Source organism: Rhizobium sp. NLR10b (assembly GCF_019685435.1).
Classification (GTDB): domain Bacteria; phylum Pseudomonadota; class Alphaproteobacteria; order Rhizobiales; family Rhizobiaceae; genus Rhizobium.
This window is the reverse complement of the sequence record NZ_JABDWV010000004.1, coordinates 156245-179295: the sequence shown is the minus strand read 5'-3', so window position 1 is coordinate 179295 and position 23051 is coordinate 156245. Positions and strand designations below refer to the sequence as shown.

Here is a 23051-nt window from a genome sequence, read left to right as displayed (position 1 = left end):
CACGATTACAGCGGTTGGTTCAAACCGCTTGGCGCCATGAAGGCGCAGGCGTCTTCCGCCGATCATGTTTCCGATTCCCAGTCTCTGCGGTTGCGCCTTGTGCGCGGCCGTCTCTCGCCGCGTCGACTGTCGCCAGGAGAAATTCATCGATGTCTGCCAAAAATATATCCTTGAACGGGAAGCTTGCGGCCACGTTCGCAGCCCTCATTCTGATCTTCGTGTCCGTTTCGGCTTTCGTCTATTCGAAGGCGACGGCGTCGGCGGCCGCCTCCGCCGAGCAGGAAAAATCGGAGCTGCTCGTCAATCAGATCGATGATGCGCTGCAGGCCATGCTCGAGCAGGCGGTCAACCTGCGCGGCTTCATTCTCTTCCGCAGCGACAGCACCTATGGCGACGTCTTCGCCAATCGCGAGCGCATGCTGAAGGCGATCGCCGCCGCCAGGCAGACGGCGGCGGGCGAGCCGCAACTGGTCGAGATGATCGACGGCATGCAGAAGGCCGCCGACCTCTATTTCCATGAACTTGCCGAACCGCAGACCAAGGCGCGCAAGGAAACCGACATGCCGATCGAAGAGGTCGTCAAGATCGGCGTCAACGCGACCAAGGGCCAGCTTGATGGTTTCCGCCAGGCGTCCGCCAAGATCAAGGCCACCGCCCGCGAAAAGTCGAATGCGCTCGCCGCGATCCGGGCCGATGCCAACAGCGATCTGACGACGACGCTGCTGGCCGGGGGCATCGTCGCCTCGCTTGCCGCCACCCTTCTTGCCTGGCTGATGTCGCGCACCATCGTCCGCCCGGTCGTCGGCATGACCGCCGCCATGGATCGTCTCGCCGGCGGTCAGAACGACATCGAAGTCCCGGCCGTCGAACGCGGCGACGAAATCGGCCGCATGGCCCAGTCGGTTCTCGTCTTCAAGCAGGCGGCGATCGAGAAGCTGCGTCTTGCCGGTGAAACCGACCGCATGCGCGACGATGCAGAGCGCCAGCGCCAGGCAAGCGATGAGCAGAAGGCGCGCGAGGAGGGCGAGCTCCGCTACGCCGTCGACGCTTTGGCCGGTGGCCTGGCCGGCCTTGCCGTCGGCGATGTCGCCGCCCGCATCCAGACGCCCTTCGCATCGCAATATGACAGCCTGCGCAACGACTTCAATAATGCCGTGGAAAAGCTTCAGGCGGCACTCCAGTCGGTCGGCCGCAATGCCTCGGCCATCAATGCCGGCGCCGGCGAGATCCGCTCGGCCGCCGACGATCTTGCCCATCGCACCGAGCAGCAAGCCGCCGCGGTCGAAGAGACCGCCGCAGCGCTCGAGCAGGTGACGACGACGGTGCGCGACAGCGCCAAGCGCGCCGAGGATGTCGGCAATCTCGTCGAGCGCACCCGCCTCGGCGCCGAAAAATCCGGTGATGTCGTCCGCAAGGCGGTCTCGGCAATGCAGCAGATCGAAAAGTCCTCGGGCGAAATCTCCAACATCATCGGTGTCATCGACGACATCGCCTTCCAGACCAACCTCCTGGCGCTGAACGCTGGCGTCGAGGCCGCACGCGCCGGTGAGGCAGGCAAGGGCTTTGCCGTCGTTGCCCAGGAAGTGCGCGAACTGGCGCAGCGTTCCGCCAAGGCTGCAAAGGAAATCAAGGACCTGATCACCAATTCCGGCACCCATGTCCAGACCGGCGTCACGCTGGTCGGCGAAACCGGCAAGGCGCTGGAAGCGATCGTCGCCGAGGTGCAGGAGATCAACCGCAACGTCAACGCGATCGTCACCGCCACGCGCGAACAGTCGATCGGGCTGCAGGAGATCAACACCGCCGTCAACAACATGGATCAGGGCACGCAGCAGAATGCGGCGATGGTCGAGCAGCAGACCGCTGCAAGCCATGCGCTTGCCCAGGAAGCAAGCGCCCTGGACGAGCTGCTGCGCCAGTTCAAGCTCGGAACCGAGCCTGCCGCTTCGGCCCAGAGGACGGCAGTCGCGACACCTGCCTCCCGCCCGGTCGCCTCTCCGGCCCGCGCCCTTGCCAGCCAGGTCACCAAGGCCTTCGCCGGGCGCCAGGCAACCGCCGCAGCTGCGGTGCAGGAGGAGTGGACGGAGTTCTGAGAGCGCTCAGAGTGGGATGCTAGATGAAGAGGGCGGTGCAGTGATGCGTCGCCCTTTTTCGTTGGAGGGACCGCAGATAAACACGAGAATCATACAGCGATCCACTGCGTCAGCGACGCGTTGGGCAAATACGGAGATGGGAGGCGGGGGAGATGCGCCGCCCTTTTATTGAGGGACTTGCGTGTGGCCCCCTCATCCGCCTGCCGGCGGCGGCGTGTCGATTCCCTCTTCTCCCCAGCGGAGAGAAGGTGCCCGTAGGGCGGATGAGGGGGCCACATGGCATGCCCTCACAATTCATCTACCCCGCAACTCCAACAGCAACACCGCGCCCGAGCGCCCGGAACACGGTCGAAACAATCCCGGCGCGGTCCAACCCGGCATGGGCGTTCATCGCTTCCGGCTTGGCCTGTTCCATCCAGATGTCGGGCATGACGAGCGAGCGGATCTTCAGGCCGTTGTCGAGCAGGCCTTCGCTCGAAAGGTATTGCATCACCTGGCTGCCGAAGCCGCCGACCGAGCCTTCCTCGACGGTGATCAGCATCTCGTGGTGGCGGGCGAGCTGGCGGATCAGGTCGCGATCGAGCGGCTTGGCGAAACGCGCATCGGCGACCGTTGTCGAAAGGCCGGCAGCCTCGAGATCTTCGCTGGCGAGCAGGCAGTCGGCAAGCCGGGTGCCGAAGGAGAGCAGCGCCACCTTGGTGCCTTCCTTGACGATGCGGCCCTTGCCGATCTGCAGGATTTCGCCGCGCGCCGGCATGTCGACGCCGACACCTTCGCCGCGGGGATAGCGGAAGGAGATCGGGCCGGCATCATAGGCGGCTGCCGTGCGCACCATGTGCTTGAGTTCGGCCTCGTCGGCCGCCGCCATCACCACGAAGCCGGGCAGGGTCGCGAGGAAGGCGGTGTCGAAGGAGCCGGCATGGGTCGGCCCGTCGGCGCCGACGAAGCCGGCGCGGTCGATCGGGAAACGCACCGGCAGGCCCTGGATCGCCACATCGTGCACGACCTGGTCAAAGGCGCGCTGCAGGAAGGTGGAATAGAGTGCGGCGAACGGTTTGTAGCCTTCCGCCGCAAGGCCGGCGGCAAAGGTCACGGCATGCTGTTCGGCGATGCCGACGTCGAAACAGCGCGACGGGAAGGCTTCTGCGAGCTTGTCGAGACCGGTACCATTCGGCATGGCGGCGGTGATGCCGACGATCTTGTCGTCGAGAGCGGCTTCCTGCACCAGCGCTTCGGCAAAGACGCTGGTATAGCTCGGTGCGTTCGGCTTGACCCGCGCCTGCGCGCCCGTGATGACGTCGAACTTGTTGACGCCGTGATATTTGTCGGCAGCGGCCTCCGCCGGCGGATAACCCTTGCCCTTCTGGGTGACGACATGGATCAGCACCGGCCCGCGGCCATTGTCGCGCACATTGCGCAGCACCGGCAGCAGATGGTCGAAGGAATGCCCGTCGATCGGCCCGATATGATAGAAGCCCATCTCCTCGAACATCGTGCCGCCAGTGACGTAGCCGCGCGCGTGCTCGACGGCGCGCGTGATCGCCCGGTCGATATTCTTGCCGAGATAGGCCGTCAGCTTCTTGCCGAAGTCGCGGAAGCCCATATAGGTGCGCCCCGAAGCGAGGCGGGCGAGATAGGCGCTCATTGCGCCGGTCGGCGGCGCGATCGACATGTCGTTGTCGTTGAGGATGACGATGAGGCGGGCATCGAGGGCACCGGCATTGTTCAGCGCCTCATAGGCCATGCCGGCCGACATCGCCCCGTCGCCGATGACGGCGATGACGCGGCGGTCGGTTTTGTCGAGATCGGCGGCAATCGCCATGCCGAGGCCGGCCGAGATCGAGGTCGAGGAGTGCGCTGCCCCGAACGGATCATATTCGCTCTCGGCCCGGCGGGTGAAACCGGAAAGGCCGTTTTCCTGGCGCAGCGTGCGGATGCGGTCGCGCCGGCCGGTGAGAATCTTGTGCGGATAGCATTGGTGGCCGACATCGAAGATCAGCCGGTCGTTGGGCGTATCGAAGACGCTGTGGATGGCGATCGTCAGCTCGACCACGCCGAGGCCGGCGCCGAGATGACCGCCGGTGCGCGACACCGCATCGATCATTTCATCCCGGACCTCGCGGGCAAGCTGCGGCAGGTCGCGATCCTCGAGCTTGCGCAGGTCGGCGGGATAGACGACCTGGTCGAGCAGGGGGGTCTTCGGCAGTTGTGTCACGGGCGGGCGCTCTTTCTTGCTTTTCCTCGTTTCGCTTTATTCGATTAGATCGGGGCAAAACAAGTGCATTTCAGGAACCGAAGGTTTTCACCTTAGAGCATGGCGGAAAAAAGTGTGAGCGGTTTCGGTAGATATCACTTTCTATTTCTGTGAGTTGCATTTGCCCGATTTTCCCAGCCGATCGAACGCGCGAAGAGCTGGCGAGCAGCTTGAATATGACACGGAAGGGTAGCAATGTTGCCTTGCTCACTGGGAGACGGGTCATGGGGAACGATTGTTGCAGCGCATGCCTATGTGAACAACGAGGTCGCCTATGTGGCCTGGGAGATAGACGACAAGATCGACGGATGCCTCGGCTTCGAAGTCGTCCGCGTGTATCTCGACGAGCAGGGAAACGTCGCGAAAAGAGCCGATGGCAGCGAGGACCGGGTGACCTGCGCCGCCTGGGTAGCCTTCAAGGGACAGCGCAATCCGCATTGGCTGCCGCAAACGACCTCGCTCTGGCCGGTGCAGAAGCTCTCCTGGCGCGATCTGACGCTGCGCAAGCGGCGCAACGAGATGAGACGACGGCCGGACGAGGTCCGCGTGCGTTACGAGATCCGTCCACTTGGCGACCTGAAGCCGGGCCTGCAGGCCGCGCCCGATCCGACACCTGAGATCGTCCAAATCAACAAGCGGGACGAAAAGGGCAGGCCGATCAGGAAGCCTGACGGCACCTTCGAGAAAATCTCAGTCAAGGCCTATGAAGGGCCGCCGCGGCCGCTCGGTTATCTCGGGCCGGCCGTCGCCTCCAATCGGGTTCATGTGACGCGCAAGCGCGGCCAGTTCGAAGCGACCTTCACCAACGGTATCCTGGCTGCCCAGTGGCTGCGAAACGTCCTGCTGGAAGACGGTGTGAAGAAGCCGAACGAGCTGATCGACATGATTTCCGATCCGGCGAACGGCATCCGCAAATATCTGGCCGGCGATGTCATTCCGATGCTCAGGGAGTTCATGAATGCGCCTGGACGCTTTCTGATCGCCCTCTATGAGTTGGAGGACAAGGAACTGCTCGAGCTTCTGCTGGCCAACAAGGCCAGGTTACGCATCATTCTCGCCAACACCGGCAAGGTTAGCGACGATTGGGATGTGCGCAATCATGAGGCGCGCAAGGCGCTGATTGAGGCCGGCGTCGAGATTCACCACCGGATGTTCAACAATTCGAGCCAGATCGGCCACAACAAATTCGTGGTGCACATAGCGCCCGACGGGACGCGCAGCGTGTTCACCGGCAGCACCAACTGGACGGCCACGGGACTTGCCGGCCAGTCCAACAACGCCTTGATCGTCCGCAACGATGCGGTCGCCGCGGCCTATGTTGCCTATTGGGAGCGGATGCTGGAAGATAATGCGACGCTGGAAGCTCCCGTCGAATTCGACGACGGCATGCCGGACAACCAGCAGAGCAAGGCGTTCCGTCGCTCGAACGAGACGCCGTCCATTGTGCCCACCGGCAATGGCGCTTCGGTGGAAGCATGGTTCTCGCCGAACATGCAGAGCCGAAGGAAGGGCAAGGATACACCGCCCGACCTTCGCGAGGTCTACCGGCTGATGCGCCGCGCCGAGCATGCGGTGCTGTTTCTGGCCTTCTATCCCGGACAGTCCGGCAAGGATTGCATCGTCGGCGAGGCGATCGACATCGGCCTCAAGGACCAGAAGCTGATCGTCACCGGCGCCGTTTCCAGCCCCCAGGCCATGCCCAACTATGTCCCCAGCAAAAAGAACGATCCCGACGACGAGGACGACGATGTCGACGCCACCTCGCCGCATACGTTCGACGAGGCCAACGTCTCGATCGTCCGGGCCTCGCGCATCGACGACCGGCAACTGCTGGCGGATTTCGGCGCGGAGGAACTGACGGCCAAGAAGGTCGGCGCCATCATTCACGACAAGGTGCTGGTGATCGATCCCTTATCGGATGAGTGCGTCGTCGTCCTCGGCAGCCATAATCTCGGTTTCAAGGCCTCCTACGCCAATGATGAGAACATGCTGATCGTCAAAGGCGACCGCGCCCTTGCCGAGGCCTATGCGGTGCATATCCTCGATGTCTACGACCACTACCGCTTCCGTGCCGTCGAGGCGGAACTGAAGCGCCAGGGCAAGAAGGGCTGGTCGGGCTTCCTCAACGTCGACGACAGTTGGCAGGACGGCTACGTCAATCGCACGAAGGGGGCGCTGACGCGCTATTTCGCGGCGGGTTGATTTCCAGGCGGCCTATCCGCCGCCGTCACCCCTCCGGCAGAGGCACGAATTCCTCTTCGTCACCCGGCACGATATCGAAGCGGCCAGTGCGCCATTCCTCCTTGGCCTTTTCGATCCGTTCCTTCGAGGAGGAGACGAAATTCCACCAGATATAGCGTTTCGAATTCAGCGCCGCGCCGCCGAAGAGCATTAGATGACAGCCGTCGCCGCCGGCTTCCAGCGTGATCGGATCGCCGGGCCGGAAGACCAGCAACTGATCGGCGACGAAGCGATCGCCTGCGATGACCACCTCGCCCGACAGCACGTAGACGGCGCGCTCCTCATGGCCGGCGCCGAAGGGAAAGCGGACGCCCGGCTGCAGGTTAAGATCGACATAGAGCGTGTCGGAGAACGTGCCGACCGGCGATCTCATGCCTTCGAATGAACCGATGACGACCCGGCCGCGCACCCCTGATGTTTCGATCAGCGGCATGTCGGTCTTTTCCGTATGGGCGAAGGAAGGATCGATCTCCTCCTTGTCGTCGGGCAACGCGAGCCATGTCTGCAGCCCGGACATCAGCAACGGGTGGCCGCGCAGATTGTCCGGCGTGCGCTCGGAATGGACGATGCCGCGGCCGGCCGTCATCAGGTTGATGTCGCCGGGACGGATGACCTTTTCGGTGCCGAGGCTGTCGCGATGGCGGATCTCGCCGTCGAAGAGGTAGGTAACGGTCGACAGGCCGATATGCGGATGCGGCTTGACGTCGAGCGCCTCATTGGGCTTCAGGATCGCCGGTCCCATGCGGTCGAAGAAGATGAACGGCCCGACGAGCCGCCGCTGCCGCGTCGGCAGCGCGCGCCGCACCTGGAAGCCGCCGATGTCGCTCGTGCGCGGAATGATCAGGTTCTCGATCGCATCGCAGGCGAAGGCATCGCCGGGCAGGGGATCTTTACCGGGAAAGAAGGACATGAGGGATCTCCGCTTGCAGGGACGTCGACCACAAATAGTCCCTGCAGCGCCGCGCGTCCAACAGGATGTGCCGAAGAGGCTCCATGATGTCAGATCGCGGTGAAGCCGTTATCGACGAAGAGATGAGCGCCATTGACGAAGCTCGATTCATCGCTGGCGAGATAAAGGGCGGCGCGCGCCACGTCTTCCGGTTCGCCGATCCGTCCCTGCTGCGCGGCAATGGCGGCATCCGAAACATCGACGCCGAGCGCCTGCAGGTCGGCGACCTCGCGCAGCCCGTGCGGCGTGCGGATGAAACCGGGGCAGACGGCGTTGCAGCGGATGTTTCGGTCGCGGAACTCGACGGCGATGGCGCGGGCGAACATGTGCACCGCGCCCTTGGTGGTGTCGTACAGCACTTCCATCGGGGTGGCGGCGACCGCCGAGATCGACGAGGTGCAGACGATCGATCCGCCGCCGGCGGCGATCATCTTCGGCAGCACCGCCTTGGTCATCAGGAACATCGAGCGCACATTGACGGCGTGCAGCCAGTCCCATTCCTGAAGCGTCGTCTCCAGGAAAGGCTTGATGACGATGGTGCCGGCATGATTGAAGAGGACCGTCACCGAGCCATAGCGTTCCTCGACGCCGGCCACGGCGGCATTGACGGCGGCTTCGTCCGAGACATCGGCCGTCCAGCAGTCGGCCTCGCCGCCGTCATCACGGATCTGTTTCACCGTCTCGGCGGCCGCCTGGCCATTGCGGTCGATGATCGCAACGCGCGCGCCTTCGGCCGCAAACAGCTTCGAGGCAGCCCCCCCCATGCCGGTCGCGCCGCCCGAGATGATGGCGACCTTGCCCTTCAATCTGTCCGTCATTGTTTGTCCCCTGATGGTTCCGGAAGGGGATCATAGATCGACCGAAAGCCGATCGCCAAGCGTCTTCAAGTGCCGCGTTCGCTACGCTCAGGCGCCGTCCAGCGGCTCGACGCCCTGTGGCCTGCCGGCGCGGTCGAGCCTGATCTTCTCGATGCGGTTCTCGGCCGCCGAAAGCAGCGTCTCGCAATGTTTCTTCAGCGCTTCGCCGCGCTCGTAGATCTCGATTGATTCATCAAGCGCCACGTCGCCGCGTTCCAGCCGGGCAACGATGCTTTCGAGTTCGGCGACCGCCTTTTCGAAGGAAAGGCCTGATACTTCAGGCTTGGCGCTGTCAGTCATTCTCAACCCTTCATCATTCTCAGAATATGCATGCCCGCCGATTCGGCCAGCCCCTCGAGATCATAACCGCCTTCGAGCAGGCTGACGACCCGGTTCTTCGCGTGCCGGTCGGCCAGTTCCAGGACTCTGCCCGTCGCCCAGTCGAAATCCTCACCCGTCAGATTAATCTGCGCCAGCGGATCACGGTGATGCGCGTCGAAGCCGGCGGAGATGATGATCAGATCCGGCCGGAAATCGTCGAGCGCCGGCAGCACGCGCGATTTGAACGCTTCGCGGAAATGGTCGCTGCCGACATTCGGCGAAAGCGGCGCATTGACGATGGTATTGTGCTTGCCCTTCTCCTCCTTGGCGCCGGTGCCGGGATAGAGCGGCATCTGATGCGTCGAACAGAACAGCACCGAGGCATCGTCCCAGAAAATATCCTGGGTGCCGTTGCCATGATGCACGTCCCAATCGACGATGGCGACGCGCTCGGCGCCGTGCCTCTTCTGCGCATGGCGGGCGGCGATCGCCGCATTGTTGAAGAAGCAGAAGCCCATCGCCGTCATCTTCTCGGCATGGTGCCCGGGCGGCCGCGCGGCGACGAAGACATTGTCGGCCTGGCCGGAAAAGACGTCGTCGACCGCCGCCATCGCCCCGCCGATCCCGGTCAGCGCCGCCTGCAGGCTTTTGACGCTGGCATAGGTATCGGCTTCGAGTTGATTGATCCGATCTTCCTCCTCGGGGATCTCCCGCATGACGGCGGCAAGATGCTCCTCCGGATGGGCAAGCAGCACCGCATCCTCGCTCGCCTGCGGCGCCTGCCGGCGCTCCAGCCGTTCGAAATTCGGATGCTCCAGCGCGACGTTGATGGCGCGGATCCGGTCCGACCGCTCGGGGTGTCCGGCGGGCGTCACATGTTCCAGGAAGATCGGGTGTTCGTAAAGACGGGTGCTCATGGAGACACTCTATCGGCCGCTTCTGTCATGTTCCACAGCAGATGGGGCATAGCCCGCCGATTTCAACAAGTGCTCCCGCGGCGCTTGCCACGCTCGGGGACGCGAACCGTTGCTCGCAATATTTGCTCCGATCGCATCGTCATACCCGCGGCGCGCCTTCGAGAACCTGCAAGCCAGGCTCTAACGCTTTGAATCAAATCTGTTTCGATCCAATGAATTATGCAGTAATGTCGGTTTGGGGGAATGTTGTAAGGCAGTATTGTTGATGAGTGAGTCAAAGCGTCCTGGGGTGACGGAAATACGCGTGCCGTTTCGCGATGTCGATATGAACGGCAAGATGTTCCTGGCCTCCTATATTTCTTACGCTGAATCCGTCATTGCGAGCTTCTGGTCGGCACGGCCCGATGTAGACGACGAACCGCTCTATAGCGCCAGCAAGATCTCCTGCATGCTTCACCGCCCGCTGCACCATGACGAGCCGGCAATCTTCACCGCCGCCATCGACAAGATCGGCGTGCGCTCCATCGGCTTTTTGGTTTCGATCGACACGGGGGAGGAGCGCGCCGCCGAGGTCGAGATCATCTGGCAGGCCCGCAACAGAGAGGACGAGCAGCCGGCCTCCCTGCCCGAGGAAACGCGCGACTGGCTGTATGGGTTTTTGGATTAGGGGCGTTGCGGCGGGTAGCGATGAAGGACGAGCGAGAGACCGGTCGGTGGGACGCCGACGACGTCGTGACGTTCATGTATGGAACACAGAGAGCCGCGCAGCTTCTGGCGCTGCGGGATTTCTGGAAAGCACTTCTCTCGGCCTGGCCCAATAAGAAAAACATTTTCGTTTCCCCGCATCGTGGAGATGAACCTCAAGAGTAAGAGCCCGGTGCTTGCGGTTTTTACGCAGATGGTTTCCTTGATCTCCGCGATGCGCCTCGGCTTTCCGCCGGCTGAAATTTGGGCCTCTCGTCATCTCGACGCCATGCTGGCCACCAGATCGCTGAACCTCTCGCCCTGAATGCCGACATGCGTTCGCAGCAGGCGGCGGGCGGCATCTCCATCTCCGGCAAAGATCGCGTCGACGATGGCGCAATGTTCAGCGAAGGACGTCGAGAGCCGATTGCGTACGCGCAGCTGCAGACGGCGATAGGGTCGCAGGCGTCGATGCAATTGCTGGCATTGCTCCTCAAGGAAATCGCTGCGGCTTGCCGCGTAGATCGCCTTATGGAATTCCTCATTGTCGTAATAATAGGCATCGCTGTCGCCGGCGCCGGCCGATTGTTCGCAGCGGCTGTGGGTGGCGGTGATCGCTTCACGGGAGGCCTTGTCCAGCCGGCGTGCGGCGAGCGATCCCGCCAGGCCTTCGAGTTCCGCCATCACCTCGAACATCTCATAGATCCGGTGCGGCCCGGGATCTATCACGATCGCACCGCGGCGCGGGCGGATTTCGATCAGCCCGATGGCGTCAAGCTGCATCAACGCCTCGCGCACCGGCGTTCGCGATACGCCGAACCGATTGGCAAGCACCGTTTCATCAAGCCGTTCACCGGGGGCGAACTCGTAGGAAAGTATCGCGTTTTCAATCTCATCCCGAAGCCACCGACCGGCATTCTCTGACATTTGTCTCGCATCCTTCATACACAAGCGCCATTCTTGTATACACGAATGTTGACGCCGTGTACGAAAGATGACACTCTACATACTACCGATGAAGCCCGACGATGGGAAGCAGATCGTCTGAATGGCCGCACAATACGGCTGGTCTTCGGAAGAGAGGAGAATGGCATGCCCGAGGCGTCTTTCTTCACCGACATGCTGCAAAGCATCACGGATCACGGTCGCCAGCTTTTGTTTTCCGGCTCGCGCAACACACAGGCCGCCGCCAAAGCCGATCTTCAGACCCTCTGTGAAATGCTGCTGTCGAGCCGGGGCGAAGCATCCGGCATGGCCCTTGCGGCCGAGATACTCGATCGCTGGGAGGCCCTCGACAGCGAGGGCGCGCAGACATTCCTCCAGATGCTTCACGAAAAATTCGGACCTGATGCGAGCAAGCTCGACCAGGCGATTGAACGCTACCGCACCGACAAGAGTTCGGCCGCCGTTATTGCGCTCCACCAGGCAGCCGAGCCGCGGCGGCAGGAGCTTCTGCGCCGGTTGAATCACGCGCCGAACGGCACCGCCACGCTCGTTCGCATGCGTCAGCAGCTGCTTGCTTCCAAAGACCGATCAGAAGCCTATGACGCGCTTGATGCCGACTTCACGCATCTGTTCGGCTCCTGGTTCAATCGCGGCTTCCTGACGCTGCGACCCATCGACTGGTCGACGCCGGCAAACATCCTGGAGAAGATCATCAAATACGAGGCCGTGCATGAGATCGCCAGCTGGGAGGAGTTGCGCCGTCGCTTGGCGCCGGCCGACCGTCGATGCTTTGCCTTTTTCCATCCGCGACTGGCCGACGAGCCGCTCGTCTTCGTTGAGGTGGCGCTTACCCGATCCGTGCCGAAGGCGATCGCCGATGTGCTCGATGAGGGCAGGGAGCAGATCAATGCCGACGAGGCGACGACGGCCGTCTTCTATTCGATCTCCAACTGCCAGGATGGCTTGCGCGGGATCTCCTTCGGCAATTTCCTGATCAAGCAGGTGGTGGAAGACCTGCGCCGGGACCTGCCCGGCCTGAAGAATTTCGTCACACTCTCGCCGGTCCCGGGCTTTGCCCGTTGGCTTGCCAAGGTGCGCGCCGCGGCAGACGGCCTGCTTCTATCCGAAGCGGCCCTGAAAATGCTGGCCTTGCTCGACGTTCCGAACTGGCCCGGCAAGGAGAACGGCGCGGCCGAAGTGGAGCGCATATTGCTGCCGCTTGCGGCGCGCTACTTCCTGACCGAGCGGACGCCGGAGGGCCGTCCCGTCGATCCCGTTGCCCGCTTCCATCTCGGCAATGGCGCGCGGCTCGAACGATTGAATTTCCTCGGCGACCGCTCGCCCAAGGCTATCCAGCAGGCGCACGGTATGATGGTCAATTACCTCTACAAGCTCGACGACATCGTCGCCAACCACGAGGCGCTGGCGCAGCGCGGCGAAGTGATCGCCTCGCCCGCCGTCAAAAACCTGCTCAGCCAGAGCGATGACGGCCGCCGCGGCGGCCATGGCCAGCAGGGCTCTCGAGCATTCGTACAACTGATGAATTCCACGCTTGGAGGAGGGCGAAAGTGAGCAACCATCTTTTCGACGCCATGCGGGCCGCCGCGCCCGGCGACGCAGCGTTCATCCGGATCGATAGCACCCGCCTATGGACCTATGACGACGCCTTCGCTCTTTCCGGCCGCATCGCCGGCGCGATGGACACGCTCGGCATCCGCCCCGGCGACCGGGTTGCGGTGCAGGTCGAAAAAAGCGTCGAGGCGCTCATCCTCTATCTCGCCTGTCTTCGCAGCGGTGCCGTCTATCTGCCGCTCAACACCGCCTATACGCTGGCCGAGCTCGACTATTTCATCGGTGATGCGGAGCCGCGTCTGGTGGTCGTCGCCCCGGCCGCACGGGAAGGCGTGGAGACCATCGCCAAACGCCACGGCGCGATCGTCGAAACCCTCGACTCCGACGGTAGCGGCTCTTTGCTCGATCTTGCGCGCGACGAGCCGGCCGACTTTGTCGATGCCTCGCGCGCCGCCGATGATCTGGCCGCGATCCTCTACACCTCGGGAACAACGGGCCGTTCGAAGGGAGCGATGCTCACCCATGGAAATCTGCTCTCCAACGCCCTGACCCTGCGGGACTACTGGCGCGTCACATCAGATGACCGGCTGATTCATGCCCTGCCGATCTTCCACACGCACGGGCTCTTCGTCGCCACCAACGTCACGCTGCTCGCCGGCGCCTCGATGTTCCTGCTGCCGAAGTTCGACGCCGATGAGGTCGTTTCGCTGATGCCGCAGGCAACGATGCTGATGGGCGTGCCGACCTTTTACGTGCGTCTCCTGCAAAGCCCGCGCTTCGACAAACAGGCGGCGGCCAACATTCGCCTGTTCATCTCAGGCTCGGCGCCGCTGCTGGCAGAGACGCATACCGCGTTCCAGGCGCGGACAGGCCACGCGATTCTCGAGCGCTACGGCATGACCGAAACCAATATGAACACGTCGAACCCCTATGACGGAAAGAGGATTGCCGGGACGGTGGGCTTGCCGCTGCCTGACGTGACGGTGCGGGTGACCGATCCCGCCACCGGACAGGTGCTGCCGCCTGAAGAAACCGGCATGATCGAAATCAAGGGGCCGAACGTCTTCAAGGGCTATTGGCGCATGCCGGAGAAAACCGCGGCCGAATTCACCGCCGACGGCTTCTTCATCAGCGGCGATCTCGGCAAGCTTGATCGGGACGGCTATGTCCACATCGTCGGCCGCGGCAAGGATCTGGTGATTTCGGGCGGCTACAACATCTATCCGAAAGAGGTCGAGAGCGAGATCGACCAGATCGACGGTGTGGTCGAAAGCGCTGTGATCGGCGTGCCGCATCCCGATTTCGGCGAAGGCGTCACCGCCGTCGTCGTGTGCAAGCCTGGCGCCGTCCTGGATGAAAAGAGCATTGTCAGCGCCCTCCAAGACCGCCTCGCGCGCTACAAGCAACCCAAACGCATCATCTTCGCCGACGACCTGCCGCGCAACACGATGGGCAAGGTTCAGAAGAACATCCTGCGGCAGCAATACGCCGATCTTTACACCAGGACGTAAGGCGACCGCCCTTTGGGAGGAGGCGTGTCGGCATCCGCATCAAACTTGAACGCAACAGCTACGGCGCTGGAGGGAGGGGAATCATGGGTATTGAAATACTGGCCATAGGCCTGCTGGTCGCCATGTTCATCATTGCGACGATCCAGCCGATCAACATGGGCGCGCTCGCTTTTGCCGGCGCCTTCGTCCTCGGCTCCATGACAATCGGCATGAAGACCGGCGATATTTTTGCCGGCTTCCCGAGCGATCTGTTCCTGACGCTCGTCGCCGTCACCTACCTCTTCGCCATCGCGCAGATCAACGGCACCATCGACTGGCTGGTCGAATGCGCCGTCCGCCTGGTGCGTGGACGCATCGGTCTGATCCCCTGGGTTATGTTCCTCGTCGCCGCCATCATCACCGGTTTCGGCGCGCTTGGGCCGGCCGCAGTGGCCATTCTCGCCCCTGTGGCCCTGAGCTTTGCCATTCAGTACCGCATTCACCCGGTGATGATGGGTCTCATGGTGATCCACGGCGCCCAGGCAGGCGGCTTTTCGCCGATCAGCATCTATGGCGGCATCACCAACCAGATCGTCGCGAAGGCCGGCCTGCCTTTCGCACCGACCTCGTTGTTTCTCTCGAGCTTTTTCTTCAACCTGGCGATATCAGTGCTGGTGTTCTTCGCCTTCGGCGGCGCAAAAATCATGAAGCACGCGCCGGCAACATCACCTGGCCCCTTGCCCGAACTGCATCCCGAGGGCGTGTCGGCCTCGATCAGGGGCCACGGCGGCACGCCGGCAAAGCCGATCCGGGACCATGCATACGGCACTGCGGCCGATACGGCGGCGACGCTGCGTCTGAACAATGAGAGAATCACCACCCTGATCGGCCTGACGGCGCTCGGCATCGGCGCCCTGGTTTTCAAGTTCAATGTCGGTCTGGTCGCCATGACCGTCGCCGTTGCGCTGGCGCTGCTGTCCCCGAAGACCCAGAAGGCGGCCATCGACAAGGTCAGCTGGTCGACCGTGCTTTTGATTGCCGGCATCATCACCTATGTCGGCGTCATGGAGAAGGCCGGTACGGTCGACTATGTCGCGAACGGCATATCCAGTCTCGGCATGCCGCTGCTGGTGGCGCTCCTGCTTTGCTTTACCGGCGCCATCGTCTCGGCCTTTGCATCCTCGACCGCGCTGCTCGGCGCCATCATCCCGCTTGCGGTTCCGTTCCTCATGCAGGGACATGTCAGCGCCATAGGCGTGGTCGCGGCCATCGCGATTTCGACGACGATCGTCGATACAAGCCCCTTTTCCACCAATGGCGCTCTTGTGGTCGCCAATGCGCCGGATGACAGGCGAGAGCAGGTCCTCAAGCAGTTGCTGATCTATAGCGCGCTGATTGCCATTATCGGCCCGATCGTCGCCTGGTTGGTGTTCGTCGTGCCGGGGCTGGTTTGACGGCCACCGCCGAACCCATCGCTTTCCGCCCCGGCCCATCGCCCGCGGCGGCGAAAAAACCTGAACGGCGTGGTGTGCGGTATTGGTCGCGGGGCGGGGCGGCCGGCTCAGTATTCCGAACCGCTTCTATTGCTTAGATCGTGACGTTCCGTGCCATTCAATGGTGGATTGAAGACGCTGACGAGGATGAGATCCTCATCCTTGCCACCCCGCAAATAGTGCCGATCGTGTTTGTCGAGAACGTAGATATCGCCGGCGCGGATGGGGAAGACATTGCCGTCCATATCCTCGACCTCGCCTGCTCCCTGGATGCAGTAGCAGGCCTCCAGATGGTTGCGGTACTGCAGCAGGGCTTCGGTGTTGGCGCGAACAACGGTGTGGCAGACGGTAAACCCCATCCCGTCATCCCTGGTCAGCAGACGATGGCTTGTGCCATTGCCCCAATCGACGAAACGCTCGGTCTGCTCGACTTCTCTCAGGCTTCTCACAAACATGTTCGTCTCCTCGCGAATGGCTGAGATGTGTTGATCTCCGTGATCCATTAGGCACTGCAGCCGCGACTCTTTCAAATGATCTAATTTGAGAGACTTGTTAGAATATTCTACACATAATCTGGCGCGGGCCGAGGGCGATCGGATATTCTCCGGCACGTTCGAAGCGATACTAAAAGATTTGACATATCGGGCGGCCAATGGATCCTGCTGCTTATGTGAGGAATTCGAACATATGCAATTGCCGCCGCTGAACGCATTGAGAGCCTTCGAAGCAACCGCCCGGCTCATGAGTCTTTCAAAGGCCGGAGACGAACTGCACGTGACCCATGCCGCGATCAGTCACCAGGTCAAACATCTGGAGACATGGATGGGACGCAAGCTGCTGCAAAAATCCGGACGCGGCGTTGCACTGACGCCGGCGGGCGCCGAATATTATCTGGCCGTCTCGGGCTCGCTGGCCGCCATCGCCCACGCCACCGGCAACATGCGCAGAGACCACAATATGCGTTCGATAACCGTGGGATGCATTCCTTCGATCGCGTCGCGCTGGCTGGTTCCGGCACTTCCATCTTTCCGGGAGAGCGATCCTGATCTTGATGTCAGGATCGTCTATGCAAAAGCGGAAGAGCGCTTCGATGACGAAAGCCTGGATGTTCTCATTACCATGGGACAAGACGTGTCAGGGGGACGGGAGAGCCGCCTGCTTTTCTCCAGGCGCAACCAGCCGGTGGCCAGCATTCATTATCTGGCAAAGCGAAACTGGACGGCCGACGGCGTTCCCTTTGCGGCAGCCGAGCTGCTGCACGATGAATCCATGGACGGCTGGAAAGAATGGTTCCGAAAGGCTGATATAACGGCGCCCGACCCGCTTCGCGGGCCGATATTCCAGGACTTCAACATTCTTGCCACGGCGGTAATCGCTGGGCATGGCGTCGCACTATGCCCTGTCGAAGTGTTCCGGCGAGAGATCGATCGCGGCGACCTCGTTGTGCTCTCGGACATTTCGACGGCAGAGACTCAAGGCTATTACCTGATCACCAGCTCCTGGGCGAAGAAGCCGGTTCGCCGCTTTGCGGAATGGTTCACGGCGGAGTGTCGATCCGGCGGCCCGCCGACCATGGAATAGGCTGGAAACCACGGGCACGGTTCGTTTTGACCCGAGCTGAAATGTCATGAAAGTTTCATATTGGTGCTATTGCGGCGCTTGAAAAATAATCTACACTTTTGATCAGGAAACGCGATTTCCTGAAGCAAACGAAAGGAAACTGATTGGATTCATATCTTCTGACGACCATGCTCGTTGCAGGCCTCCTCGCTTTCGCCGTAACCGCGGTAAAAGCCGGAACAACTGCCCAGACCACCGCAAATACCAGGCGCAGTCCCGATTCGGGTGGCGATGGCGGAATTGGGTTCGAGGTCTCTGATGACGGGGGCTGCGATGGCGGCGACGGTGGAGGAGGAGACTAGATCAACGGAAATCGATAGAACGCCCGACCGCCTCAAGGCGGTTTTTTGTTGCCCGAACAAGACTCTGTTCCAGCCCGGCAAAACAGGCCGCAATCCGACGGGCTTAGACGAACGCATCACGCAATGCATTTTTGGGTCGTCGCAGGAAATGTGCGCCCTATCTCAGTCGAGGCGGTGCCGGGGCATAAGTGTTGGAGACAATCAATATGGCAAAATCTGAAGCTGGAAGCCCGTATATTTACGGGATCGACGCACTGCGATTTGTATGCGCGCTGATGGTGACCGTATTTCATCTTGGATTTGCTTCCTGGGCTTCGCCTTTATATCTCCGACCGTATCCAATGCCCGAGATCGAGAACATCGCCCAACCCGGCTGGGTTGGCGTCGAATTGTTCTTCGTCATATCGGGCTTCGTCATCGTTAACTCCGCAGCTTCCGCCAGCGCCTTGTCCTTTCTCAAGGGGCGCATTCTGCGGCTCTACCCAGCGGTATGGATCTGCGCATCGCTGACGCTGATCATCATCGCGACGCAAGACGTCAACAGGCGCATCCTCTGGAATTATCTGCGCTCGATCACGCTCTATCCCGGCGGGCCCTGGATAGACGGCCAATATTGGACGCTGGCATGTGAGATCTGTTTCTACGCCATCGTCTTCATCATGTGCGCGGCTAGGCAAAAGACGAGGATGCCCGCCCTGGCGCTAGGCCTGTCGCTGTCCAGCACGGCATTCATTGCACTGTTATACGCCTTTCCCGATGCAGCCATCCCGTCGATATTCACCGAGACGGCCTGGCGGGCCATTCCCTTCTATTATGGCTGCCAATTCGCTATCGGCATCTACATATGGCTGCTCTCTCAGGGTCGGATGAACCGAATTTCCTGGCTGGGTTTCCTCTGCGCCCTGGCGACGGGGGCTGTTCAGATCTACATGGCAGGCGAGAACACCAGCAACCGTACGCTCGCCGCTGCGGGCCATGGCTTCTCGTCGTTTCCCGCAATCGCAATCTGGGCGGCCGGGCTGGCGTCGATCGTTGCAAGCGTCGGCTACAGCAAGCGGATCAGTCACCTGCCGGCCTCCTTCCTTCAATCGGTGAAGACCCTCGGCTCGATGACCTATCCGCTCTATCTCCTGCATTTCGCCATCGGCGTCCAGCTTCTCGACTGGTTGACTGCTCTGGGATTGGCGCCGCTCCTGGCAATGGTTCTAGCCGTCGCGATCGTCTGCGCAATGTCGCTTGCGGTGTGCAAATGGGGAGAGCCGCCGATCCGGAGGATCTTGCGAGGGTTTCTCGACCGGCTTGGGCAGCGCGCTGCCGAATTTCAGGCGAAGGAGTCTCGGGCTTAGGTGTGAAATCGAGGAGGCCGGGCGCGCAATGACGTCCGCCCCACTCTCCGTCCTGCTCGGGCTTGACCCGAGCATCCATGTGGCCTCTTGCAGCACGAGGAATGGATTCCAGGCTCAAGGCCTGGAATGACGGAGGTTGAGGAGAGCGAGCGGCAGGGGGACGCCCCGTACGAGGCCCCTGCCGCAGAGCTCACTCCACCCTTGCTCCTGCACAGGCTTGACATGTGGATCCACGCGACTTCCTTCAACGCACAATGGCCGCCTTCGCGCGGAAGGCGGCCATTGTCGGTATGCTCAACAAGTATCGGCCGTTACGCGGCTCAAGCGCGCGCCGGCAGCAGGGGATAGCCGACCATGACCGCGCGGCCGAGGAGGGCAGCGACGACGGCCTTGATCACATCGCCCGGGATGAAGGCCATCGAGCCGACGAAGGCTTTCGTGAAGCCGAGGCCTGCGACGGTTGCGAGATAGGTGATGCCGAAGGCGTAGAGCACGATGATCCCGCCGATCATGGCGGCGAGGAAGAAGCTCACCGTCTGGACCAGGCCGGACTGCTTGTCGTTGACCAGCCGTTCGCTGAGATAGCCGGTCACGAAGGCGGCAAAGATCCAGCCGACGAGAAAACCGGCTGTCGGCGAGGCGAAGATCGCGAGGCCGCCGCGGCCGCCGGAAAGCACCGGCAGGCCAATCGCGACGAGCAGCAGCACGATCAGAACGGCGATCGCGCCGCGCCGGGCGCCGAGAACGACGCCGGCCATCATGACGCCGAGCGACTGGGCGGTGATCGGCACCGGAATGAAGCCGAGCGAGATCGGCGGCAGCAGGCCGAGCGCCACGATGATCGCGGCAAAGAGGGCGGTAAGGACGAGGTCGCGGGTGCTCATCATGAACTCCGTATTAAAAAATCGTTAACTTCCATGCCGCCGAATGCGGCGCGCGTCAATCGCAGCGGCGACATTATCCGCGTCCTTCAGCGTCAGAATGATCAGCGGCGCGAGCAGGCTCGTCGGCCGGACCTTCAGCCCCCGAGCCCTGTGCGCCTCGCGGATCGCCTGGTAACGGTTGACGATCTCAGGCACGAAGCGCAGCACCAGGCCGAGAGCGAGGCCGATATCGTCGGCCTGAACCCGGCCGGTGCGTTCGAGCGGGCGGGCGAGCGCCGTCACCTCGTCGATGAACTCGGTAATGGTCGTCGTCGCCGTCACGCTGGCGGCGAGAAGCATCAGCGCCGTCAGCCGCAGCACGGGCACGAGCGCTGCCTGCCATGGGTTGAAGATGAGGTTGAAAAGGGCGACGACCGCAATCGTCAGGAAGATCGGCCGCAGCCGTCGCAGCGCCTCGCCGAGCGGCAGGCCGACCGTGCCGTAGAGGACCGCCGCCACCAGCACGGCGCCCGAGAGCAGAAGGAGATTGTGGTTGATGAACAGCAGGATGGCGAAGGTCGTCAGCGACAGGAGCTTTGCCCGCGGCGAGAGCCGGTGCATGCGGCTGTTGCCTTCGACGTAGAGCGATTGCATCAGGCGGCGATCTCCCTGTAGCGCGCGATGGCTTCGGCCGCCGGCGCATCGGCGGCAAGCCGCCCTTGGTGAAACAGCAGAACCCGCTCGAACCCGGCGATCAGTTCGAGGTCGTGGGTGATGACGATGGCGCTTTCCGGCAGTCCGGCGATGATGCTCTCGACCAGTGCCCGGTTTTTGAGGTCGAGCTGGTTGGTCGGCTCGTCGAGGATGAGAATGCCGGGGCCGGTCGCCAGCACCGAGCAGAGTGCGGCCACCTGCAGTTCGCCGCCTGAAAGCTCGTGCGCGCGGCGATCGGCCAGCGCCTCGGCGCCGAAGCGGGCAAGCACGCCCTCGACCTTTGCCTCGATCTCCGCTTTGCTGAAGCCGCGCCGCTTCAGCCCGAAAGCGATGTCGTCCTTGACGATCGGCAGGATGATCTGGTTCTGCGGCGACTGGAAGATGAAGCCGACATCGGCGACAACAGTCTTCTCGTCGGCCGTGTCGCGGCCGTTGACCATGACGCGGCCACTGGTCGGCTTGGTCAGCCCGTTGATCAGCCGCGCAAAGGTGGTCTTGCCCGAGCCGTTCAGCCCGATGACGCCGATGCGTTTGCCGCGGATGCCGAGCGTCAGCGGCTCCAGCGCCACCCGTGCCCCGAAACTGACCCCGGCATTTTCGAATTGTATGTCCAAACCAGTCCCTCGCATTTTTCACGACAGGGTGATTGCCGACACTAGCCCCTCATCCGGCTACCGCCACCGTCTCCGCGCTTTCGGGGAGACGGGACAAGCCGCGAGCTCTCAGTTCCCATATGCCTATCGTATGGCACGTCCCCTCTCCCCGCGAGCGAGGAGAGGGTTAGGGTGAGGGGCAGCCGCTGGCGCCAACCTGATAGCAGTGCTTCTACAAAGAGCAAATCTCCCTGTCGATATCGGGTGGCTAGGAAGATTTTCCGGATTATGATGCGGCCATGACGAATCTGCTGTCCAATTCCGATGCCCGCCGCGTCTTTCTTGCCAAGCAGGGCCTCAGCGCCCCACCGAACCGCGCCTTGACCAAGGCCGGCCTGCTGCAACTCATCCACGATCTCGGCTTCGTCCAGGTCGACAGCATCCAGACGGTGGAGCGGGCGCATCACCAGATCCTGTTTTCCCGCAACCAGACCTATCGGCGCGAGCATCTGAAGGCGCTGCTGGAGAAGGAACGTGCGCTGTTCGAGCACTGGACGCACGATGCCTCGATCCTGCCCAGCGCCTTCTTCGTCTATTGGAAGCACAAGTTCCGCCACCAGGAGAAGGTCCTCGTCGAGCGCTGGCGCAAGTGGCGCGGCGAGGGTTTCGAGGCGGCTTTCGAGGAGACTTATGAGCGTGTGCGGCGCGACGGCGCGATGCTGGCGCGCGACGTCAAGGCCGATGGCCATGTCTCCGGCGGCTGGTGGAACTGGCATCCGAACAAGACGGCGCTCGAATATTTCTGGCACACCGGCAAGTTCGCCATCGCCGGCCGCTCGAATTTCCAGAAGATCTATGATCTGACCGAGCGTGTCATCCCGGCCGAATTCCGCGAGCCGGAGGTGAGCCGCGAAGATTTTGTCGACTGGGCCTGCCGCAGCGCGCTTGCCCGCCTCGGTTTTGCCACCCACGGCGAGATCGCCGCCTTCTGGAACCTGGTCTCGCCCGACGAGGCCAAGGCCTGGGTATCGGCCCATCGCGACGAGCTGACCGAAGTGCTGATCGAACCGGCGCTCGACGGCAAGGCGCGGCCGTCCTGGGCCCTTGCCGATTTCCTCTCGACGCTCGACAGCCATCCCGATGCCCCGCCGCGCATCCGCGTGCTCAGCCCCTTCGACCCGATGATCCGCGATCGCAACCGCACCGAACGCCTGTTCGGCTTCTTCTACCGCATCGAGGTCTTCGTGCCGGAAGCCAAGCGCGAGTATGGCTATTACGTCTTCCCGCTGCTCGAAGGCGACCGCCTGATCGGCCGCATCGACATGAAGGCCGACCGCAAGAAATCAACGCTCGACGTCAGGCGGCTCTGGCTGGAACCGGGCGTGAGGGCGTCGGCCGGGCGGCTGGAGCGGCTGGAGGCGGAGCTCGAGCGGGTGGCGAGGTTTGCGGGGGTGGAGAAGGTGGTGCTTTTGGAGGGGTGGAGAGGGTAGTCGAATTACTCTCTGCCTGTCTCTCGCCTTTACAAGGGAGGCCGTCATGAGAGCCGGCCGAATGAAGGCGTTTCTGTGCGCCGACGGCGGTTTTGGCAACAACGCCAACCACACTCTCCGTCATCCCAGGCCTTGAGCCTGGGATCCATGCGACTACTGCTGATGGATGCGGCGTGGATGCTCGGCTCAAGGCCGAGCATGACGGAGAGTGGGGTGCACACGAGGAACCCATTCACCGCGCAGAGGCCTGTTGCCAACGCCATCTGCTAGCGAAATCAGATAGCCAGTCGTGGCCTTGATGAGGGAG

General features: G+C 62.3%; 19 protein-coding genes. 9 read left to right on the top strand and 10 right to left on the bottom strand.

Going from position 1 to position 23051, the window contains the following annotated elements; translation table 11 throughout:
* The first annotated feature begins 149 nt into the window (after window positions 1-149).
* Complete coding sequence (locus HJB91_RS07950) at window positions 150-2093, top strand: methyl-accepting chemotaxis protein (protein ID WP_210628961.1); 1944 nt, start codon at window positions 150-152, stop codon at window positions 2091-2093.
* 298 nt (window positions 2094-2391) lie between these two features.
* Here HJB91_RS07950 and dxs read toward each other — a convergent pair whose 3' ends face one another.
* A complete protein-coding gene (gene dxs / locus HJB91_RS07945) occupies window positions 2392-4308 on the bottom strand; it encodes a 1-deoxy-D-xylulose-5-phosphate synthase (protein ID WP_221154292.1) in 1917 nt (638 codons plus the stop codon).
* A gap of 234 nt (window positions 4309-4542) precedes the next feature.
* On the opposite strand from dxs, the gene HJB91_RS07940 reads away from it, so the two are divergent.
* Window positions 4543-6549 (top strand): phospholipase D-like domain-containing protein, encoded by a 2007-nt coding sequence (locus HJB91_RS07940; protein WP_221154283.1) that lies wholly within the window; start codon window positions 4543-4545, stop codon window positions 6547-6549.
* A 25-nt stretch (window positions 6550-6574) separates the two neighbouring features.
* Here the strand turns inward: HJB91_RS07940 and HJB91_RS07935 are convergent, their stop codons facing one another.
* The 4 genes from HJB91_RS07935 to HJB91_RS07920 all read right to left on the bottom strand — a co-directional run bounded on the left by HJB91_RS07935 (window position 6575) and on the right by HJB91_RS07920 (window position 9632).
* Window positions 6575-7498 carry a pirin family protein gene (locus HJB91_RS07935; RefSeq protein ID WP_210628958.1) on the bottom strand — a complete coding sequence of 308 codons (924 nt, stop codon included), beginning with the start codon at window positions 7496-7498 and terminating at the stop codon, window positions 6575-6577.
* Window positions 7499-7587: 89 nt separating this feature from the next.
* The gene (locus HJB91_RS07930; RefSeq protein ID WP_221154281.1) at window positions 7588-8355 is read right to left on the bottom strand and encodes an SDR family NAD(P)-dependent oxidoreductase; all 768 of its coding nucleotides are present in this window, start codon (window positions 8353-8355) and stop codon (window positions 7588-7590) included.
* A gap of 87 nt (window positions 8356-8442) precedes the next feature.
* Entirely contained in the window at window positions 8443-8694 is a 252-nt protein-coding gene (locus HJB91_RS07925; protein WP_039618216.1) for an exodeoxyribonuclease VII small subunit, read from the bottom strand.
* A 2-nt stretch (window positions 8695-8696) separates the two neighbouring features.
* Window positions 8697-9632 carry a histone deacetylase family protein gene (locus tag HJB91_RS07920; RefSeq protein WP_221154279.1) on the bottom strand — a complete coding sequence of 312 codons (936 nt, stop codon included), beginning with the start codon at window positions 9630-9632 and terminating at the stop codon, window positions 8697-8699.
* A 265-nt stretch (window positions 9633-9897) separates the two neighbouring features.
* Here HJB91_RS07920 and HJB91_RS07915 point away from each other — a divergent pair, with 265 nt between their 5' ends.
* Window positions 9898-10299, top strand: a complete 402-nt coding sequence (locus tag HJB91_RS07915) for a thioesterase family protein (protein ID WP_085777184.1) — start codon at window positions 9898-9900, stop codon at window positions 10297-10299.
* 293 nt (window positions 10300-10592) lie between these two features.
* Here the strand turns inward: HJB91_RS07915 and HJB91_RS07910 are convergent, their stop codons facing one another.
* A complete protein-coding gene (locus tag HJB91_RS07910; RefSeq protein WP_221146671.1) occupies window positions 10593-11243 on the bottom strand; it encodes a GntR family transcriptional regulator in 651 nt (216 codons plus the stop codon).
* A gap of 165 nt (window positions 11244-11408) precedes the next feature.
* Between HJB91_RS07910 and HJB91_RS07905 the strand changes: the two genes are divergently transcribed.
* From HJB91_RS07905 to HJB91_RS07895, 3 genes are all read left to right on the top strand, one after another.
* On the top strand, window positions 11409-12833 hold the full coding sequence (locus tag HJB91_RS07905; protein WP_221154277.1) for a malonyl-CoA decarboxylase: 1425 nt from the start codon (window positions 11409-11411) through the stop codon (window positions 12831-12833).
* Window positions 12830-14344 (top strand): malonyl-CoA synthase, encoded by a 1515-nt coding sequence (locus tag HJB91_RS07900; protein ID WP_221154275.1) that lies wholly within the window; start codon window positions 12830-12832, stop codon window positions 14342-14344. Before HJB91_RS07905 ends, HJB91_RS07900 begins: the two co-directional genes overlap by 4 nt.
* 83 nt (window positions 14345-14427) lie before the next feature.
* The gene (locus HJB91_RS07895; protein ID WP_221154273.1) at window positions 14428-15777 is read left to right on the top strand and encodes an SLC13 family permease; all 1350 of its coding nucleotides are present in this window, start codon (window positions 14428-14430) and stop codon (window positions 15775-15777) included.
* Between the two features lie 107 nt (window positions 15778-15884).
* On the opposite strand, the gene HJB91_RS07890 is transcribed toward HJB91_RS07895, so the two are convergent.
* A complete protein-coding gene (locus tag HJB91_RS07890; RefSeq protein WP_085779980.1) occupies window positions 15885-16271 on the bottom strand; it encodes an ectoine synthase in 387 nt (128 codons plus the stop codon).
* Window positions 16272-16503: 232 nt separating this feature from the next.
* Here HJB91_RS07890 and HJB91_RS07885 point away from each other — a divergent pair, with 232 nt between their 5' ends.
* The gene (locus tag HJB91_RS07885) at window positions 16504-17397 is read left to right on the top strand and encodes a LysR substrate-binding domain-containing protein (protein WP_221154271.1); all 894 of its coding nucleotides are present in this window, start codon (window positions 16504-16506) and stop codon (window positions 17395-17397) included.
* 547 nt (window positions 17398-17944) lie between these two features.
* Window positions 17945-19084, top strand: coding sequence for an acyltransferase (locus tag HJB91_RS07880; protein WP_210628950.1), 1140 nt, complete (start codon window positions 17945-17947; stop codon window positions 19082-19084).
* Between the two features lie 320 nt (window positions 19085-19404).
* Here the strand turns inward: HJB91_RS07880 and HJB91_RS07875 are convergent, their stop codons facing one another.
* The 3 genes from HJB91_RS07875 to HJB91_RS07865 are packed head-to-tail and all read right to left on the bottom strand — an operon-like array spanning window position 19405 to window position 21275.
* Window positions 19405-19968 carry a biotin transporter BioY gene (locus tag HJB91_RS07875; RefSeq protein WP_210628949.1) on the bottom strand — a complete coding sequence of 188 codons (564 nt, stop codon included), beginning with the start codon at window positions 19966-19968 and terminating at the stop codon, window positions 19405-19407.
* A gap of 24 nt (window positions 19969-19992) precedes the next feature.
* Window positions 19993-20601, bottom strand: a complete 609-nt coding sequence (locus HJB91_RS07870) for an energy-coupling factor transporter transmembrane protein EcfT (RefSeq protein WP_210628948.1) — start codon at window positions 20599-20601, stop codon at window positions 19993-19995.
* On the bottom strand, window positions 20601-21275 hold the full coding sequence (locus HJB91_RS07865) for an energy-coupling factor ABC transporter ATP-binding protein (RefSeq protein WP_210628947.1): 675 nt from the start codon (window positions 21273-21275) through the stop codon (window positions 20601-20603). Before HJB91_RS07865 ends, HJB91_RS07870 begins: the two co-directional genes overlap by 1 nt.
* 278 nt (window positions 21276-21553) lie before the next feature.
* Between HJB91_RS07865 and HJB91_RS07860 the strand changes: the two genes are divergently transcribed.
* The gene (locus tag HJB91_RS07860) at window positions 21554-22744 is read left to right on the top strand and encodes a winged helix-turn-helix domain-containing protein (RefSeq protein WP_210628946.1); all 1191 of its coding nucleotides are present in this window, start codon (window positions 21554-21556) and stop codon (window positions 22742-22744) included.
* Window positions 22745-23051: the final 307 nt, after the last annotated feature.